Origin of the sequence: Larkinella arboricola, assembly GCF_003259745.1 — a bacterium.
Taxonomy (GTDB): Bacteria; Bacteroidota; Bacteroidia; order Cytophagales; family Spirosomataceae; genus Larkinella; species Larkinella arboricola.
Map to the genome: position 1 here is coordinate 454,922 of NZ_QLMC01000005.1, position 18,938 is coordinate 473,859.

The 18,938-nt window shown below is 52.7% G+C and carries 13 protein-coding genes; 5 read left to right on the top strand and 8 right to left on the bottom strand.

The features are described from left to right. The first annotated feature begins 46 nt into the window (after positions 1-46). Both LX87_RS21115 and LX87_RS21120 read left to right on the top strand, forming a co-directional pair. Positions 47-1,216 (top strand): efflux RND transporter periplasmic adaptor subunit, encoded by a 1,170-nt coding sequence (locus LX87_RS21115; RefSeq protein ID WP_111630253.1) that lies wholly within the window; start codon positions 47-49, stop codon positions 1,214-1,216. 12 nt (positions 1,217-1,228) lie between these two features. Next, a complete protein-coding gene (locus tag LX87_RS21120) occupies positions 1,229-4,384 on the top strand; it encodes an efflux RND transporter permease subunit (protein WP_111630254.1) in 3,156 nt (1,051 codons plus the stop codon). A 52-nt stretch (positions 4,385-4,436) separates the two neighbouring features. Here LX87_RS21120 and LX87_RS21125 read toward each other — a convergent pair whose 3' ends face one another. From LX87_RS21125 to LX87_RS21165, 8 genes are all read right to left on the bottom strand, one after another. Next, positions 4,437-5,627: a S8 family peptidase gene (locus LX87_RS21125; RefSeq protein WP_111630255.1), complete on the bottom strand. Its 1,191-nt coding sequence runs from the start codon at positions 5,625-5,627 to the stop codon at positions 4,437-4,439. A gap of 1,014 nt (positions 5,628-6,641) precedes the next feature. Then, a complete protein-coding gene (locus LX87_RS21135; RefSeq protein WP_229310755.1) occupies positions 6,642-9,260 on the bottom strand; it encodes an ABC transporter permease in 2,619 nt (872 codons plus the stop codon). 99 nt (positions 9,261-9,359) lie between these two features. Further along, entirely contained in the window at positions 9,360-9,701 is a 342-nt protein-coding gene (locus LX87_RS21140) for a PadR family transcriptional regulator (RefSeq protein WP_111630257.1), read from the bottom strand. Positions 9,702-9,893: 192 nt separating this feature from the next. After that, positions 9,894-10,832 (bottom strand): aldo/keto reductase, encoded by a 939-nt coding sequence (locus LX87_RS21145; protein ID WP_111630500.1) that lies wholly within the window; start codon positions 10,830-10,832, stop codon positions 9,894-9,896. A gap of 13 nt (positions 10,833-10,845) precedes the next feature. Further along, positions 10,846-11,205, bottom strand: coding sequence for a glyoxalase superfamily protein (locus LX87_RS21150; protein ID WP_111630258.1), 360 nt, complete (start codon positions 11,203-11,205; stop codon positions 10,846-10,848). A gap of 38 nt (positions 11,206-11,243) precedes the next feature. After that, a complete protein-coding gene (locus LX87_RS21155) occupies positions 11,244-12,569 on the bottom strand; it encodes a PQQ-dependent sugar dehydrogenase (RefSeq protein WP_111630259.1) in 1,326 nt (441 codons plus the stop codon). A gap of 153 nt (positions 12,570-12,722) precedes the next feature. Next, positions 12,723-13,718 (bottom strand): alpha/beta hydrolase, encoded by a 996-nt coding sequence (locus tag LX87_RS21160; protein WP_111630260.1) that lies wholly within the window; start codon positions 13,716-13,718, stop codon positions 12,723-12,725. 67 nt (positions 13,719-13,785) lie between these two features. After that, positions 13,786-14,718, bottom strand: coding sequence for a YEATS-associated helix-containing protein (locus LX87_RS21165; RefSeq protein WP_111630261.1), 933 nt, complete (start codon positions 14,716-14,718; stop codon positions 13,786-13,788). Between the two features lie 110 nt (positions 14,719-14,828). Here LX87_RS21165 and LX87_RS21170 point away from each other — a divergent pair, with 110 nt between their 5' ends. The 3 genes from LX87_RS21170 to LX87_RS21185 all read left to right on the top strand — a co-directional run bounded on the left by LX87_RS21170 (position 14,829) and on the right by LX87_RS21185 (position 18,796). Continuing rightward, positions 14,829-15,791: a sugar phosphate isomerase/epimerase family protein gene (locus LX87_RS21170; RefSeq protein WP_111630262.1), complete on the top strand. Its 963-nt coding sequence runs from the start codon at positions 14,829-14,831 to the stop codon at positions 15,789-15,791. Between the two features lie 330 nt (positions 15,792-16,121). Beyond that, positions 16,122-17,891, top strand: coding sequence for an ATP-binding protein (locus LX87_RS21180; protein WP_111630264.1), 1,770 nt, complete (start codon positions 16,122-16,124; stop codon positions 17,889-17,891). A 38-nt stretch (positions 17,892-17,929) separates the two neighbouring features. Beyond that, a complete protein-coding gene (locus LX87_RS21185; protein WP_111630265.1) occupies positions 17,930-18,796 on the top strand; it encodes a sensor histidine kinase in 867 nt (288 codons plus the stop codon). Positions 18,797-18,938: the final 142 nt, after the last annotated feature.

Here is an 18,938-nt window from a genome sequence, read left to right on the forward strand (position 1 = left end):
CTTTCCCAGTGGGCGTAATACCGCGCTCAGTTCAACATTTATTTCTGTGAAAAGGTGGATTGCAATTGGATTAGTGCTGCTGGTTGTTGGCGGCATTATTTATTACAACAAGGTCTCTAAACAACAATCAGGCGGAGGACCCGGCGGTAAGGGTGGTGCGCAGGCTGGCGGTGGTCCAGGTGGCCCCGGCGGAGCTGGTGGCCGGGGTGCTGGTGGACCAACACCCGTCAATGTGTTTGTGGTTGCTTCGCAGAATCTGAAAGATGAAGTGGTAGCGACGGGCTCGCTGATTGCTGCTGAACAGGTAGATATTTACCCCGAAGTTTCGGGTCGGATTGTGCAATTAAACATTCAGGAAGGGCGTTCCGTTAGTCAGGGCACGTTGCTGGTGAAACTGTATGACGGTGACTTACAGGCACAATTGCAGAAATTAAAAGCCGTTGAAGAAAATAATCGTCGAACCGAAGAGCGTAACAAACAGTTACTCGAGCGAGGTGGGATCAGCCAGCAGGAATACGATATTGCCTCGACCAATTTGAAGAGCACACTGGCCGATATTGAATTGACCAAAGCGTCTATCCGCCGGACTGAAATCCGGGCGCCGTTTTCCGGAACAATCGGTTTGCGGAACGTGAGTTTAGGGGCTGTTGTCAATCCGAATACGCTGATTGCGCGGTTGCAGCAAACCAACTCCATGAAGCTGGATTTTTCGGTTCCGGAGAAGTACGGATCGGCGGTGAAGATCGGTAGCACAATTTCGTTCCTGATCGACGGCTCGGACAAGGTGTTTAACGGTTCGGTCTATGCGATTGAACCCGGCGTGGAAGAAGCGACCCGGAATTTGCGGATTCGGGCGCGGGTCGCTAATAATTCGGCGAATTTGCGGCCTGGTAGCTTTGCAAAAGTAAACTTGGTGATCAACACCACGAATGCACTGGTGGTACCGACACAGTCAGTCATTCCGCAAACCCGTGGAAGCCAGGTAATTGTTATTGAGAATGGAAAGGCGGTTTTCAAAGATGTGAAAACCGGCTTACGGAACGCCAACGTAGTGGAAGTGACCCAAGGGCTGCAGCGGGGGGACACGGTGGCAACCACCGGTTTGATTTTCCTGCGGCCTGATGCACCGGTTAAAGTGGCCAAAGTGGACAAATTAACGGGAGAAGTTCTGCCTGCTGCCGGATCTGGGGCAGGTAATAGTGCCAGTATGAGATAACGAGCTAAATCGATGAGTTTACCTTCTTTAAGTCTCCGGCGACCGGTTCTCGCCATGGTTATGTCGATCGTACTTATCCTGTTTGGGGTGATCGGCTTTACCTTTTTGGGCGTTCGCGAATACCCGGCCATTGACCCGCCGATTATTTCGGTGCGGACCAGTTACGTGGGTGCCAACCCGGATATTATTGAATCACAGATTACTGAACCGATTGAAAAATCGCTGAACAGTATCGAAGGGATTCGCACCATTTCGTCGACCAGCGCCCTCGGCAGCAGTAATATCACCGTTGAATTTGAACTGGGGGCCGACCTGGAACGCGCGGCCAACGACGTGCGTGATAAAGTGGCGCAGGCGCAGCGTCAGTTGCCGCAGGATATCGACGCCCCACCGGTGGTGAGCAAGGCTGATGCCAACTCCGATCCCATTATTTTTCTTCCGGTTCAGAGCTCCTCCCGCAATGCGATGGAGCTTTCAGACTATGTCGAAAACGTATTGCAGGAGCGGCTGCAAACCATTCCGGGGGTTAGCCAGGTGATGGTATACGGGCTGAAACGTTCGGCCATGCGGCTTTGGATTGACCCGCACAAACTTTCGGCCTACCGACTGACGGCGCAGGATATTCAGGATGCGTTAACCCGGCAGAATGTCGAACTACCCGGCGGGAAAATCTACGGAAATAACACCGAACTAACGGTTAAAGCCGTTGGGCGCCTAACCACCGAGGACGACTTTAATAACCTGATTATCCGGCAGACGGCTAACCAGATTATTCGGTTAAAAGATGTCGGATATGCGGTTTTAGGGCCGGAGAACGAGGAAGCGGCTGCCAAGCAGAATAATGCCTCGGGTGTTATTCTGGCCCTGATTCCTCAGCCGGGAGCCAATTATGTGGCCGTGGCCGACGAGTTCTATAAGCGTCTGGAAGATATCAAACGGGACCTCCCCGGAGATATTCAGCTGCTTGGTTCGGATGATAAAACGAAGTTTATTCGGAAGTCCATCGAAGAAGTGGCCGAAACCATTATCCTTTCGTTTATTCTGGTGGTCATTGTCATTTACCTGTTCTTCCGCGACTGGCTGATTTCAATTCGTCCGCTGATTGATATTCCGGTTTCGCTGATTGCGACCTTCTTTATCATGTATATCGCGGGCTTCAGTATCAACGTCCTGACCCTGCTCGGGATCGTTCTGGCGACGGGGCTTGTGGTGGATGACGGGATTGTGGTTACGGAAAACATCTTCAAGAAAATTGAAGAAGGGATGGATTTAAAGCGGGCGGCCAAAGAAGGCTCGGAAGAGATTTTCTTCGCCGTCATCTCCACATCTGCAACGCTGGCCATCGTGTTTCTGCCGGTGATCTTTCTGGAAGGATTTACAGGACGGCTTTTCCGGGAGTTTGGCGTTGTCGTGGCGAGTTCCGTATTGATCTCGGCTTTTGTTTCGCTCACCCTGACGCCGGTACTGAGTGTCAAGCTCGTAAGCAAGGACCACGGGCGAGGTTCCTGGTTCTATAAAAAAACCGAACCCTTCTACCAGTGGCTTGACCGGAGTTATCGGTCGGCCCTGACGAAATTTATGGGCCGACGCTGGATTGCGGTCGGGATTATCGCGGTTTGTCTGGGCATTATTGTCTGGGTAGGTTCCAGCCTGAAATCGGAGCTGGCACCTTTGGAAGACCGGAGCCGCATTCGTATCCCGGTGACCGCGCCAGAAGGAACCAGCTACGAGGCCATGACCAAGATTATCGAAGGAGTTAATCAGTTTGTGCTGGATTCCGTACCCGAAACCAGTTACACGTTTAGTGTGGTGGCCCCGGGCAACTCGGCGGCCGGGGCGGTAAACTCCGGATTTATAAGTGTTAACCTGGTCGAACCGAGTGAACGTCAACGCTCACAGCAGCAAATCACGGATTACCTCGGCAAATACCTGCGAAGCTCCAGCGAAGCCCGGATGAATGCAACGCAGGAACAGACGATTCAGGTAGGCCGCCGGGGTGGAGGGCTGCCGGTGCAGTTTGTGATTCAGAATCTGAATTTTGAAAAGCTACAGGAAAGTCTGCCCAAATTCATGGATGAGGTGCAGAAAGACCCGACGTTCCAGGGGTTTGATGTGGACTTGAAGTTTAACAAACCAGAACTAAATATTACGATTGATCGGGAGAAAGCCACCAACCTGGGCGTAACCGTGCAGGATGTCGCGCAGACGCTGCAACTGGCCCTGAGTAACCGCCGTCTAGCATACTTCCTGATGAATGGAAAGCAATACCAGGTGATCGGACAGGTATCACGCGATGACCGGGATGAACCGGTCGATCTGGCTTCGTTTTACGTTCGTAACAACGTGGGTGAGCTGGTTCAGCTGGATAACCTCGTGAAGTTCTCCGAAGTGTCGAGTCCCGCGCAGGTATATCACTTCAACCGGTTTAAAGCAGCGACCATTTCGGCGGGTCTGGCACCGGGTAAAACCATTGGGGATGGTGTGGAAGCCATGAATGCCATTGCCGCCCGGACCCTGGATGATACCTTCCAGACGGCTCTGTCGGGTTCCTCGCGCGACTACGCCGAAAGTTCATCGAATACGATGTTCGCTTTTGTGCTGGCGCTGGTGTTAATCTACCTTATCCTGGCCGCTCAGTTTGAGAGTTTTACCGACCCCTTTATTATCATGCTGACGGTACCTCTGGCCGTGGCGGGGGCGCTTCTTTCGTTGTTCCTGTTTGATCAGACAATGAATATTTTCTCCCAGATCGGTATCATCATGCTCGTTGGTCTGGTGACGAAAAACGGTATTCTGATTGTTGAGTTTGCGAACGAGAAGCGTAAGGAAGGCATGAACAAGCTGGAAGCCGCCATTGAAGCATCGGCCCTTCGGCTTCGTCCGATTCTGATGACCAGTCTGGTTACCGCTTGTGGTGCCCTGCCAATTGCGTTGGGTCTGGGAGCCGCGGCTAAAAGCCGGATTCCGCTGGGGATTGTAATCGTGGGCGGGATTATCTTCTCCCTGATTCTGACCCTGTTTGTTATTCCGGCGATGTATTCGTTTATGTCGCGGTATAAATACGTGGATAATTCCGTTTACGAAGACCATCCGCAGCCGCTTCAGCCATTGCCGGAACCCGAGCCCCGCAAGCGCAAAAGCGAGGAGCTGTACGGCGAAGAAGTATAAAACGAAAAACCGGCATCAGGCCGGTTTTTTCGTTTTAAGCGTTAAAAGTGATTCATACTTGCGGAGCGCGGGCCATGCCGGTACCCACGTCGGCCGGATCAAAACCGACTTTCAAACCCGTTTCGGTCCCGGAAGCGACCAGCTTGGCCATCAGAGTAGCCGGGGTTAGTAAGCCGGTTTTCATAATCTTTTCGGCCCACAAAGCCGCTACGCCCGCAACGTGCGGAGTGGCCATGCTGGTACCGCTCATCTGGGCAAAACCGCCACCGGGTTTTGCCGACAGGATTTTTACGCCCGGTCCGGAAATATTGGCCCCGGTGTTGGAGAACGGAGCCACAATGAACCCCTGTGTACTTTCACCCAGAGCCGCTACCGAAACAATGCCTTCCGACACGGCAGGTGGGCTGACCGAAATCTCAAAATCCGGATTAACATCCCGCTGGCTTTCGTTACCGGCTGCGGCAATGAGAATCGTCGCCTGGGAAAAAGAACCCTGAATGCGGATCAGGGCCGCCAGCCGCTCAAACAACTGCACATTGGCCCGGTAGCCTTCCAGTGCGTATGACGTTGCGAGTTCGGCCGGATAGCCCTGGCCGATCAGTTGTTTGACGAAACCGGGAAAATCCATACCCAGCGACATCGAAATCACGTTGGCACCGTTCTGGCCAGCCCACTGAATGGCGCTGACAATCTGATCGCTGGAGCCACCCCCATTCTGGCCGAGCACTTTGCCGATGAGTGCCTTTTCAACGCCGGGCGCTACACCAATCCGGGTGTTGTTAGTAGCACGGCCGAAGATGGTTCCGGCGCAGTGGGTACCGTGGCCGTGCGGATCGCCGTTGCCTTCGCCCGTAAAGTCCTGTTCGATGATCTGGACACCCGCAAAAGCCGGGTGACTGGCATCAATACCGGTGTCCAGTACGGCAACGACCACACCGGAGCCGGTAAACGGAGACGTGTCGGCTCCGACGGCTTTGATGCCCCAGGCAACGGTCTGCGCCGTTGCCCTGACGTTTTTTTTGACGTCAAGCGGCTCAATCAGGCTCATCGGAATGGCCGGGGCAACCGCCAGAATACTGGAATCACGCGTTACAGCCGACACCCTGCGAGGTTCGATCTCGTCAATTTCAACGGTCAGCCCTGCGGCTACCGACTCGACCGTACGAACTTGAGAAAGAGCCCCCAGGAAGGGATCGCGGGTGGCGCTTTGCGTGGTTCGGAGAATGATGTGTTTTTGTTTCATTGGACTGGGTCGGGATATGTGATGAATGATAACGTAGGTTTGCCGTGCAAAATCGTAACGGCTTCAATGCACTACTGCGGGGCGGCTGACCCGCCATCCAAATGACGAAAACGCAGTGTTGGCCGGGCGGAAGAAAGAGCAGAAAGGCCGTTTTCCAGCCCGACCGGTATGTTTAAAAATACGGATAATAGAGTTATTAACCGTCCTGTTAAGGGTAAAAACGACCCTATGGGGACAGTGGCACGAATGACACCCGACACACTATGGTTAGGCCATCAATGCCTGTCTTACTTCAGGCGTTGATGACTCGGCTACCAGGTTTGTAAGCGGTTGCCAGTAGACCAAAGTTAAAGCAGTAACTTCTTATAAAACAGCGTAATAATGCTTGATTTTCAGGTTGCGTAATTCCACGCACAACCGGTGAGATTTACTTGAACAGGCAAGAAGGACAAGTGCCGGACAAAACAGCCAGCCCCTTGCAGGCGATAGGCTATATCAATTTGCAGCAAAAAGGGGCGGTGGGGAGGACTTTTGGAGAAGACCGTTAAAAAAGGCTTTTTGACGGTTTATGGCGGTTCATTTTTCGGAAAAGAACACTCACGATAAAGACAAGTAACAACTCGATGAAGCCCCATTTGGCCACTTGCAGAGCGTTTAGTGGCTGGGGCCGCTCAGCGGAAACCTCCTGAAAAGAAACCTTCTGGGAAAGCGGGGGCGATTGATAAATCGGTACAGGTTCCATAACGTCCTTTTTGAATTAGACGCTTCAGACCCGGAAAAGTAACAGAATCTGGTGTGAATTTGTCTGATTATTAGGGTAAGGACCAGGCCGGACCCATTCGCCCACGGCTGAGTCTTCTTTTTAACAGGTTACATGGTGTTTCGGGATGCAGTTTGTCCAGTTATCAGGCTGGTTCTGCAATGCTTCGAGCCTTACGGATGGCTTTTTTAGGCAAATGGCGGGGCAACCGAAGAGGAAGAGAAGGGCAGAGAAACGTTTCTCCGCCCCTGTATCTATTCGCTCCGCAGGGCTTTCACCGGATTCATTCCAGCGGCTTTCATAGACTTGAAACCGACGGTAAGAAATGCGATCAGGAACGTGCTGGCAATGGCGGTGGCAAATACGCCGACACTCACATCGATGTGAAAAGTGAAGTGGTTCAGCCAGGCATTCATGCCGTAGTAGGCCACCGGAGCGGCTACGGCGAAAGCAATCAGAATCAGGCGGGAAAACTCTTTTCCGAAAATCCACAGGATTTGCCCGATACTGCTGCCCAGCACTTTCCGAATGCCGATTTCCTTGGTTTTCTGAGCGGCCATAAACGAAACCAGTCCGTATAGTCCGAGGCCGCCGATAAAGACAGCAAGGGCGGCAAAGGTTTGAATGAGCCTGAGCATGAGGTCTTCGGTTTTGTAAAAATTGGCGATATGCTCATCCAGAAATTCGTATTCGTAAAGCTGGTCGGGATGCAGGTCGCTCCAGGTTTTTTCCAGCGCAGCGAGCGTCGGTTTCACCGTTGTTCCATCAATTTTAACCGCGTAGCTGCCATACAAATCGCTGGCCGACATGATGCAAACGGCGTTAATGTCTTCGTGAAACGATCGGTCATGGAAGTCGCCCACAACCCCGACAATCGGCCCGGTTGTCTGACCTTTGTTTAAACTGAGGGTTTTTCCGATCACCTCCTGCGGAGATTTCAGGCCCAGTTTTTTGGTAAAGGTTTCATTAACAACAAACTCCCGGGCGGAGTCGGCGGGAAACAGATTCCGTCCGGCCACCAGTTTCAGGTCAAACATCGGGATGTACTGCTCATCGGCGGCTTTGACGCTGACGCTGAATAATTCGTCCTCGCTGCGGTTATCGTACTGTGGCGACGTGTTCCAGACATTGTAATTGGAGGCCGGTGCCGACTGGCAGACGGATACGGTTTTGACCCCCGGAATCTGGGCGAGTTGATGCTTGACGGTTTTCAGGCTTATCGGTTTCGTGTCCGGCGCAATGGGCAGCATGACAACGGCTTCCTTATTGAAACCCAGATCGGATTGCGTAGAATACCGCATTTGATCCGTAATGACAATCATGCCGATGAGCAGCGCTTGGGAAATCGCGAACTGGCCCACAATCAGCGTTCGCCGTGTATTGAAACCGCCGATATGCTGCTGCGACAGTTTGCCTTTCAGCGCCACAACCGGCTGAAAACCCGCCAAAATAAGACCTGGATACGAACCGGCAAAGAACGTGACCACCACCGCCAGTGCGGGAAGAAACAGGGCCAGTCGCCAGTCGTCCAGCGGGTTGAGGCTGATTTGAACCTGAAACCAGTCGTTGACGGAAGGCAGCAGCAACCAGGCGGTAACAAACGCCAGGAAGATAGCCAGTGTGGTAATTAAACCCGTTTCGGCGATGAACTGCCAGAAAAGCTGCCCGCGAAAACTGCCCAGCACTTTCCGGACGCCCACTTCCTTCGAGCGGTTGAGGGCCTGGGCCGTAGCCAGATTAATGAAGTTGATGCAGGCGGTGACGATCAGAAAGAAACCAATACAGGCCAGAACCCACAAATTACTTTTGGAAATTGCACCGCCGTAGCGGGGGTTAAAATGAATATCGGCCAGCGGTTGCAGCTTGTAGTGATGGACGTTTTTGTTGGTGGGCCGGTATTTTTTTACGTAAGCTGGCAACACCTCTTCAACCTGCGCGGGCGAGACACCGGGTTTGAGCCGGACAAAACATTGCATGGCGCTGTTCATACCGCCCCACGATTCGTCGCTGGCCATCCATTCGTCGTACTGCCTGAGCGTATTATAGGACAGAAAAATCTCGGTTTTTCGGTCGGTATGAACCGGTAAATCCTTCAGAATGCCGGTAATGCGGAATTGAACTTTGTTGTCCAGATGGAAGGTCTGGTTGATCGGATTCTGATCGCCGAAATACTTTCGGGCCATTCTCTCGGTCAGAATAGCCGTATTGGGTTCGCGCAAAACCGTTTTGAAATCTCCCTGCAACAGCGGATAATTAAAAATGTCGAAGAAATCGGTTTCGGCAAAAGCGACTCCGGCATCTTCCTTAAACTTGCGGATTTCTCCACCGGTTTTCAGGCTGATTAAAACATCATTGGAGCTGGCAATCCGGGCCACCTTCTCACCGAACGTATAATCATTCCGGAACACCTTGCCGAACGGATTGGGCACGTTGGGCCGGTAACTAACGGTTTCGCGGTGCTGCTCGGTCACGAAGCGGTAAATCCGGTCGGCGTTTGCGTGGAAATTATCAAAGCTCAGGTGGTAGCTAATCAGCATGAAAATCAGAATACCGCAGGCCATGCCCAGTGCCAGGCCCGATACGTTGATGAGCGTGTAGGATTTTTTTCGCTCCAGATTCCGGAGGGCAATTTGGAAATAATTACGAATCATGGCAGTATGGCTTGGTTTCGGATGGTCCGACGGTTTGCGTTTGAAAAAATACGGTTGCAGGTAGTGCAGGACGGCCCAGATAAAGGCGCGCCGGGCTTTGACCAAGCCGTTCTGTTCGAGTTGTTTATAAAAGACCTCGTGCAAATCGCCCTGCACATCTTCGCGCAGGTGAGGGGCCACGAAAATCTCCAGCAGGCGGTCGGCCCAGCGCGGTGGCTTCATAGGAGTGAAGAGTGATGAGTGAAGAATTATGAGTTAGGAGTGATGCGTAAAGAGGATGCGTCAGCCTGACTTTTAACTCATCACTCTTCATTCTTCACTCTATAAAGGTTCGATTAGTTGAAATTTTCCGGGTGGAATGGCCTGCCAGAGCCGAGTGCGCACTTCCTGAATGTCGTTCAGCGCCCGCACCCCGGCCTGGGTCAGTGCGAAAAACCGTTTGCGTCGGCCCCCGCGTTCGGCAGTGGCTCCGCCCATTTGTGAGGAAAGAAAGCCTTTTTCTTCCAGCCGGTACAGGGTGGCATGGACGGCACTCATCGTGATCGACCGGCCGGTTTGCTGCTGAACTTCCTCCCAGATTGTAACTCCGTAGGCTTCGGCCGGACAAGCCGCTACCACCAGTAAGACAATCTCTTCAAACTCGCCTAAAAAGGACCTTCGCATGATGGGTACGAGCTGGTTTAATTAGTTGTAATTTTGCAAAACAAATAGAGTGCCAGAGGAGGGAAAGGCTTTCAGGAGCGTTCTGAGTAGGAAAACGAGCAGGGAAGGTGTCCGAAATCGTACAGGGTTTTGTCCAGGTGCGGACAGTGTACGTACCAACCGGAGCAACGGCAGTTGACCGCCGAAACAGCATTAAAACGACCGAATCAGGGCCGCCATTTTTTCGCGTAACGCCGAATCGGGCTGGCGACCGTGTCCGGCCAGCATGTTGTCGGCGGCATGGCGCGGGTTGCTGGTGCCCGGAATGACACAGGTGACGGCGGGGTGACCGATGAGAAATTTAAGGAAAAACTGCGCCCAACTGTTGATGTCGTTTTCCTTCGCCCAGGCGGGGAGTTCTTTGCCTTTGACGAGCGAAAATAGACGTCCTTCCGCAAACGGCTGGTTAATAATCGTTGCCACGCCCTTGTCCTGCGCGGCTGGCAGGAGTTTCTTCTCGGCGTTGCGGGAGAGGATCGAATAATTGAATTGCACGAAGTCGATGGGGTATTTGGTAAAAATATCGACCAGATCATCGTGCATGGAGTCGGTGTAATGCGTAATACCGATGTAGCGGATTTTTCCGGCGGCTTTCCAGGCTTTTAGGGTTTCCAGATGCGTTTTCCAGTCGAGCAGGTTATGAATCTGCATCAGATCCATCGTCGGTCGTTTCATTTTTCGCATCGAATCGTCCATTTGCTGAATGCCCGCTTCCCGGCCCCGCGTCCAGACCTTGGTAGCGTAAAAGAATTCGTTCTGGATGCCGGACCCGGCCGTCAGCGTTCCCACCACTTCCTCCGACCGGCCGTACATGGGGGACGAATCGATGAGCCTGCCACCCGCCTGATGCACGGCTTTAAGTGCCTGCAACAACGGTTCCTGTTCGGTTTTACCGGCAACGTCGAACGTTTGCCAGGTGCCAATGCCGACAACGGGCAGTTTTTCCTTGCTGGACGGAATCGGGCGGTTTAGCATGGTCGTTTGGTTTGAAGAAGAAAAAGCCGTCAATCCGCCGGATGCCAGCGTTGCAGTCGAAGCCGCCAGCAAACCGAGGGTTTCGCGCCGGGAATACCGTTGGTGGAGCGTTTTCATAAAGCCGTTGATTTTAGTTTCGTTCAAAAAACTCAATCCGGTTGCTGAAGGGGTCGGTTACAGTAACCGTCCACGCACCCCAGAAAGCTTCATGTAGGCCGGGTTTCATGTATCGGTAATTTTTGGCGGTCAGCTCCTGATGGAAAGCAGCCAGATTTGGGTATTCAATCAGGACTTTTGAACCGGGGCAGCAGTCGCCGTGGTGTTCGGACAGGTGCAGCCGCAGATCGCCCTTCGTGATTTCCAGATAAATCGGGAAATTCTCTTCAAACCGGTGTTCCCAGGCGATGCCGAAACCAAGCCATTCGACATAGAATTCAACGGCTTTCTGGTAATCAAAAATACGGAAAATCGGGATGATGGGAGAGGGCATAGGGCGGGGCCACGGGAAAAAACCGTGGCCCCGCTAAGTTACTGTTTTGCACTCACTCGCCAAACCCGGTTACCGGCGTCGTCGGCCACGAGCAGGGCTCCGTCTGGCGTTACGGTAACACCCACCGGCCTGCCGTGTACATCCTTGTCATCGATGATGAATCCGGTCAGAAAATCTTCCGGCTTTCCGCTGGGTTTTCCGTTCGTAAATGGTACGAAAATAACTTTATAACCCGCAAAGGCCGAGCGGTTCCACGACCCCCGCTGACCGATGAAGGCACCGTTCCGGTATTTTTCCGGAAACGCTTTCTTGTCGTAAAAAGCCAGCCCCAGCGAAGCCGTATGCGAACCCACCGCCACATCGGGTATAAGAGCTTTTTTGACCAGATCGGGCCGTTCACCTTTCCGGCGCGGGTCTTCGTGTTGGCCGTAGTAGGAGTAAGGCCAGCCGTAAAAACCGCCTTCTTTTACACTGGTGATGTAATCCGGAACCAGATCATCGCCCAGTTCGTCGCGTTCGTTCACCGCCGTCCACAGGGTTTTGGAGTCCGGATTCCAGTCCATGCCCACCGGATTGCGGAGGCCGCTGGCGAATATCCGTTCGCCCGTTCCATCAGGGCTGATTTCCAAGATATTGGCCCGGCGTACCTCGTGTTCCATACCGTTATCGCCCACATTGCTGCCCGAACCCACGGAGATATAAATCTTCGAGCCGTCGGCGTTGGCAAGCAGGTTGCGCGTCCAGTGGTTGTTATAACCGCCCGCGGGCAGCGACATAATGGATTTGCCTTTGGCCGTGATTTTGGTCTGTCCGGTCTGGTAGGGAAACGTCACAATGCCGTCAGTATTGGCAACATACAGCGTATTGCCGATCAGCAGCACACCAAACGGTTGATTTAAGCCCTCCAGAAACGTTTCGCGCAGTTCCGGTTTGCCGTCTTTATTGGCGTCGCGCAGGAGCGTGATGCGGTTGGCGCTTTTGCCGGAAGCTTCTGAGTCTGCCTTTCCGCTAATGGCGGACGTTACTTTTTTAACAATCCCTTTCCGCTCGGTTTGCGATTCTACCACCAGCACGTCGCCGTTTGGCAGGACGTAGGTAGTACGCGGATTTTTGAGGTCGCGGGCAAACTCGGTAACCACAAAGCCCTCGGGTGCCTGGGGTGTCTGACCGTCTTTCCAGCCAATGACGTTGCTAAAATGATTGGACCCTTTGCCCGGGGGCGGCAAATCCGGTGCTGTGGGTGCTTCGGCGGTGGCGGTGGTATCGGTATTTTCGGCGTTTTCGGATTTTTTACCCTGACCGCATGACGACATAAAACCCGCCAGCAGGATTGCGTACGTGAAAAGAACGAATGGTTTTTTCATTGTTGAACAGAAATTAAACATATTCTGTATCAACCGACTGCGCAGCGCCTTTGTTTAGCGTGGGCCTTTCTTCTTCGTGCCGGTATTGCCTGTAATTTTCATCGTAAAGCCGGTGTGCTGCCCGGTGGCCTGTCGCGGGTGATCGTAACCGTGTCAGCGCATCTGAGGGGCTGTAACCGGCTTGGAAACGGATTGTGGTTGCGGACTGGCCTGTAAAAAACGGCTTATTGTGGCCCGCCATTTTTCCGGTTCGTTGGTGCAGTACGACTGGTGGGCGGAGTGTTCAAAAATGACCAGTTGTTTTTGTTGGGTACCCAGATTCTCAAAAATAGCGTCGGTTTCGTGCCGCAGCACCCGCGGATCGTTGGCCCCCCAGTTGAGCAACACCGGCATGGTGAGTCCTTTCGCATATTCCGACGGACGGTATTGGTAGGCACTCATGCTACGCTCCAGACCGCCCCACAAAAGCAGCAGTTCCGATGCGGGATGGGCCGGAATGTTCATAGAGCGAAGGCGTCCCTGAACGGCATCGTATAGAGACGCAAACGGGCATTCCAGAATCACCCGCGACGGTTTCAGGCGGTGCTCGGGAACGGCTTTCAGGATAGTGGCCGCACCCATCGAAACGCCCCAGAGAATAATGTTTTTCTCACCACCCCGGGTTACAAAATCGTAGGCGGCTTTCAGGTCGTTGGTTTCGCGAAAACCGATTGTGCAGATGTTGCCCTGGCTGTTGCCGTGCGCCCGGAAATCGAACGACAGCGTATTGTAGCCCAGTTCATGAAAATAATCCATTTCGCAGAGCACCCGCGATTTGTTCGACGCGTGGCCGTGGCAGAGGATGATGGTGCCTTTGGCCTGCTCCACCGGAATGTACCAGCCTTCCAGCTTTTGACCCAGTTCGTTGGTCAGCCGCAGGGTTTCGTACGGTATTTTGGGATGATCAGTAACGACCGATTTCTTTAGTTTCAGGCCGAACAGGGCGGCATTCAGCTTCTCGCTGGTGGAATAACTCTCCGGTTTTTTGGAGGGCGTTTTCTCGGGATTATCATAGAAATACGTGAATCGGGCGGCATGAAACGCCAGAATGACATTCAGCAGGGCAAAAAAGACGAGCAGAACCAGCCCGATACGGCGGAGGGCAACCATAGGAATCAGCGAAAGTTAAGTTCTGGCAAACATACCCAATTTTAGCATCCGTTTACTGATAGGGCTTTTACCGGTTGCGGAACGACAGCGGCACATCCGGCGCATCGGACAGGTCCAGTTCCAACTGCGTTCCATCGGATGTTTCGGCTCCCACCGTAAAGGCGCCCCAGGCGATTTTTTCCAGAACCGCCCGATTGTTTACCACCGGAACGCTTACGGTATCCGGAGTGAATGTGTCGTGAAGATGAAAGGTTACGCTACCGGTAAACGGGTGATTCTGTGGGTCGGTCGAAACTACTTCCATCCGGACGTTGAACCAGTCCTCGTCGTCATCGATGGCGGTCACGGTGGCCTGGAGTTGCCTGAAATTAACAGTGGGTTTTCCGCCCCATCGTCCTTTTTGCGGGTCATCCGGGTGGAGTAGGGCCGACGTATCGGGCGATGGTCCCCGCGTGGCTTCCCGTGTTATCGGAAGGGCGGTGCCGGTTTTGCGGGCGATGGAGTTTTCCTGAATCTTTTTCTTAACGGCCTGCAACGTTGCCCGGTTACCGATTGCTTTCTGCTGGGTTTCCTCGACTTTCTGATCGGTTTCACGAACGGCTTGCTTGGTGGCATCCACCTCTTTTTTCAGTTCGCTGAGCAGCCGGTCGCTGACGGTGGTGATAAACCGGGTGGAGGTAATGGCGGCAATGGTGCAGAAGCTAAAGAATACCAAATAGTTCTGAACTTTGCGGCCCATTGCTTCCGCGATTGTTGGGGCCGTCGCGTTTTCGGGAAGCACCCGCACCAGTTCGTCCAGAATTTTGCTTTGGGTGAGAAACAGAAAAACCGGAACAATCAGGGACGCGCCCAAACCCGTCAGGATACATTTCCACCAGATTTTGGGCGGTTCGCCCTGCGCTGTGGGGAGAAAACCGTTTACTAAACCGCCGATAACGCCCGCCAATACCATTGTTCCCAGAATGGTCCACAGATCGGGTGAGGAGAGAATGGAGTGCATACGGTTACAGTCAGGTAACAGGGAAGAGATGTAAGGTAGTGAATAAGAAGACAGGTCGAGTAGATCAATCCGTAAAATTTCTTATCGGGAAAACTCATTCACGAAATGCCATGTCCGCTCCGCTTCAACGACGTGAACTGTTAAAAGGGCTCCTGGCGACTGGTCTGGTTGGCCCGCTATCCGGGGCGATGGCCAGTTTGCCGCCACTCGCCGACGAGAAGCCTTTCAGCGTTCATATTTTCTCCAAACACCTTCATTTTCTGCCGTATACCGAACTGGCGGCTACGGCTTCCGACCTGGGTTTCGACGGGGTGGACCTGACGGTGCGGCCCGACGGCCACGTGGAGCCCGCCCGCGTTCGGGAGGATTTACCCAAAGCTGTACAAGCCCTCCAACAGCGGAACCTGCGGGCGTCGCTGATGACTACGGCGGTGGTAAAAGCCGACGATGCCGTTAGCCGAACGGTATTGGAAACCGCCAGCCAGCAGGGCATCCGGTATTACCGCACCGGCTGGCTGCCGTATCCGGCCAATCAGTCCATGCCGAATGCCCTCAAACAGTGTCGGCAGCAACTGGGTGAACTGGCCAAACTGAACCAGCGGCTGAACCTGGCGGGTGCGTATCAAAACCACGCGGGGACCAATTTCGGATCGGCGGTCTGGGATCTGGCGACGGTTCTGGAGGAAATCAACAGCCCGGGTCTGGGCTGCCAGTACGACATTCGGCACGCGACGGTCGAGGGTGGAACCTCCTGGCCGACGGGGTTGCGAATGATTCACCCGCACATCCGGTTTATTGCGGTGAAGGATGTGATCTGGGAAAAAGTGGACGGTAAATGGAAGGCCGTAAGCGTACCGCTGGGGCAGGGGATGGTCGATTTTCCGGCGTATTTTGCCCTGCTCAAACAATTGAACGTCCGGGTGCCGATTTCGCTGCACCTCGAATACCCGCTGGGCGGAGCCGATCAGGGCAAACGCGATATTACCATTCCCCGCGAAAAAGTGTATCAGGCCATGCAGACCGATTTGCAGACCCTGCGGGCCATGCTGAAAAAGGCAGGTCTGGTCAGTTGACCCGCTTGTTTGGTTGACGGCAAACGACTCGGTCGTTTGATTGGCTGGATAGCAGCCAGATTGTATAATACGGGCAAAATCTTGTTTGATATCGGACAGGCTTTTCCCGTATTAGCATTGTTTTGAGTTTTAAGGCTATCTTTGTATTGTTTCCAATATCTTTCATCCCTTTAGCAGTCCCTTGAAAGGCCGTTAGGCCGAAGAATATACCGTTGTACACCTCGCATCCTGCTGACATCTACCCTATTTTTGATCAAATGAGCTACATCCATAACAGATTCTGAAAGCCCGGAATCTGATTTAAGATAATTTTATGTGTCAGAATTACCTATGAATACAAAATTACCCCTTTGGAACTGGTCACTGGCCAAAACGCTGAATAGCGTTACAGAGCCCTTGATGAAGGAGCAAGTACGGATTTTTTATTTCATGTTTATCATGAATATTCCCAAACTCCTGCTTGCCATCGCCACGTTTTACCAGGCAGGCGATCAGCCGGCCATGTTCAAACAGATTCGCATCTTCCTGGTTTCGCTGATTGTTCTGAAAATACTGCTGGCCCGACCCAGGCGAATTTATAGTTTGATTCACTTTTTGCAGGTCTCCACCATTCTTGTTTTATGGTATGCGTTTTATAAGCATAAATTGACCTGGGGGATTAATGCCCACCTCCAATTGGTTCTGTTTATGTTGTCTGCTTTTTTCGGATTAGGTCGAAACTGGGGCTTTATTTATTCCATTCTGAGTCTGATGCCTTACCTGATCGGACTGATTGGTATGAGCGGAGTCATTACGCCTTTCAACGTCTTTTCCGAGGAGCCTGTTACGCTGAAATATGTCTTGATGACCATTATCAATTTTGCCGTTCTGGTTGGTTCAAGCTATTATTTTCACCGGGCTCTCTACGGCGCTATTCAGCAGGGACAAAGCCTGAATAACCAGCTTCAGGAGTCGCTGCAAGCCAAATCTAACTTCCTGTCGACGATGTCGCATGAACTGAGAACTCCGCTCAACTCCGTTATCGGCATGACCAACCTGCTGCTGGCCGACCGTCCGCGCGAAACCCAGAAAGAAAATCTAAATATCCTGCGGTTTTCGGCGGAAAGTCTGCTCTCGCTCATCAACAATATTCTGGATTTTAATAAAATAGACCTGAAAAAGGTCGAACTGGAAACCATTCCGTTTCACCTGCCCAGGTTACTTGACGATACCAGCGCCAGTATGGCGCCCAAAGCGTACGAGAAAGGGCTTCTCTTCGAGCTGTCGGTTGATCCGGAGTTAACCCGGCAAAATGTTCTCGGCGATCCGACCCGGCTCACCCAGATTCTGTTTAATCTGGTAGGGAATGCCATCAAGTTTACGCAGCAGGGGAGTGTTGCCCTGACCGCCCGGGTGGTGGCCCGGCAAGCCGATTCCCTCGACATCCGTTTTACTGTTACCGATACCGGTATTGGCATCAGTGATGAGCAGCAAAAGATGATTTTTGAGCCTTTCGTCCAGGCGTCCAGTATGGTCAACCGCAGGTTTGGCGGAACGGGTCTGGGCCTGGCTATTGTCAAACATTTGCTGGAACTGCACCACAGCGCGATTCATGTAAAGAGTCAGCCGCAGCACGGAACGCAGTTTTACTTCGATCTCCACTACAAAACCAGCCCGCTGCAAGAAACCCCGGCGAATGGAATAACCGCAGTGCCGCAGAGTCTGGAGCAGGTGCGGGTATTGCTGGCTGAAGATAATGCCATGAATATCACGCTGATGGAGCGGCTTTTGACTCGCTGGGGCATCGAACTGACCGTAGCGGAAGACGGTCGGCAGGTGCTCGAACTGATGGAAACAAATCAGTATGATATTATTCTGATGGATATTCAAATGCCCGAACTAAACGGTTTTCAAACCGCCGAACGAATTCGCCAGTTAGCCGATCCGCAAAAAGCCGGAATTCCGATCATTGCGCTGACGGCGGCCATATCGACCGAGGTTATTGCCCGGATTAAGGAAAGCGGCATGAACGACTACATCAGTAAACCGTTCAAACTGGAAGATTTATACTATAAACTGGCCCAGAGTGTGGCTTCCCATCTGCCAAACACGGCATCGTAGCCTAAGGAGCAGATGAGTTGTATGTGAGAATGAGATTTATGAACGAGAAAGGGGCTTTTTCGCTTTCGGTTGTCTTTCTGCTCAGTGTGAGCAATCCGGCCGTTTGTCAGGTGACCATACCCATCCTGTCTTCTACGGCGGAATTCGGTTTTCTGGGGACCGCCATTGCACTGGCTTTGCTGGGTCTTTTGGCATATCGGCTGTATCAGCTTCAAGCCAGACAAAAGGTCTTGATCAGTCAGAAAAAGGAGTTGGAAACACAGGTTGCGCAACTGCAACACGATGCGCAGCGTCAGAATGCCTTTTTTTCAGACATCAGGCATGATTTACGGAGTCCTGTCGCCAATTTGACGAATGAGCTTGTGCTGCTCAAATCAAAAGCCGGGCACTTGCCGGAACTGGCTCGTTTTGAGCGGTCGGTGCAGGAATTGAACCTTCGGCTGGACAATATCATTTACTGGTCACTGATTCAGCAGAACGAACTGCCGCTTTTTCCGCGCCTGGTTAACCTGGCAGATCTGATGAGGGAAGTTATCGAAGAGTTCGACGGATTAATTAGCCAGAAAAGTCTGGTTATCAAATTCGACGAGCAGGTAGCTACCCGGCTGATCGACGAAATTCTGATCACGCTGATCCTGCGCAACAGCCTGTATTACGCCATCAGTGTAGCCCTGGCGAATGGCGTCATTTTGATCAGTCTACGGCACGAACCCGTCCGAACCGAACTTATTATTACCAACATCGGGCAGGGAGTGACTTCGGATGAACCCCTATTGCCGCAGGGGAAACAAAGCTCCAGCCCCGGCCTGCTTCTTTCGGCAGAACTGATGAAACGCAGCCAGGGGCAGTTACAGATCAAAAACGAATTTTCCCGCCAACCGTCCATTACCCTGAGCTGGCCCTGAGTCGATTCCGATAAAAGCCTCCCGATCCGGATGGCTCGTTTCGGGGTTGTAAATCTGGCTGCTCTGGCATTAGAATACGCTTAGAAATACAGCTTGACGAACCGTGCGTGGTTCGTCTGACGTTATCTTTGCTAATTGTCGA

Coding starts and splice junctions, on each gene's coding strand:
- LX87_RS21120 (WP_111630254.1), top strand. CDS start 1,229: ATGAGTTTACCTTCTTTAAGTCTCCGGCGACCGGTTCTCGCCATGGTT.
- LX87_RS21125 (WP_111630255.1), bottom strand. CDS start 5,627: ATGAAACAAAAACACATCATTCTCCGAACCACGCAAAGCGCCACCCGC.
- LX87_RS21135 (WP_229310755.1), bottom strand. CDS start 9,260: ATGAAGCCACCGCGCTGGGCCGACCGCCTGCTGGAGATTTTCGTGGCC.
- LX87_RS21140 (WP_111630257.1), bottom strand. CDS start 9,701: ATGCGAAGGTCCTTTTTAGGCGAGTTTGAAGAGATTGTCTTACTGGTG.
- LX87_RS21145 (WP_111630500.1), bottom strand. CDS start 10,832: ATGAAAACGCTCCACCAACGGTATTCCCGGCGCGAAACCCTCGGTTTG.
- LX87_RS21150 (WP_111630258.1), bottom strand. CDS start 11,205: ATGCCCTCTCCCATCATCCCGATTTTCCGTATTTTTGATTACCAGAAA.
- LX87_RS21155 (WP_111630259.1), bottom strand. CDS start 12,569: ATGAAAAAACCATTCGTTCTTTTCACGTACGCAATCCTGCTGGCGGGT.
- LX87_RS21160 (WP_111630260.1), bottom strand. CDS start 13,718: ATGGTTGCCCTCCGCCGTATCGGGCTGGTTCTGCTCGTCTTTTTTGCC.
- LX87_RS21165 (WP_111630261.1), bottom strand. CDS start 14,718: ATGCACTCCATTCTCTCCTCACCCGATCTGTGGACCATTCTGGGAACA.
- LX87_RS21170 (WP_111630262.1), top strand. CDS start 14,829: ATGTCCGCTCCGCTTCAACGACGTGAACTGTTAAAAGGGCTCCTGGCG.
- LX87_RS21180 (WP_111630264.1), top strand. CDS start 16,122: ATGAATACAAAATTACCCCTTTGGAACTGGTCACTGGCCAAAACGCTG.
- LX87_RS21185 (WP_111630265.1), top strand. CDS start 17,930: ATGAACGAGAAAGGGGCTTTTTCGCTTTCGGTTGTCTTTCTGCTCAGT.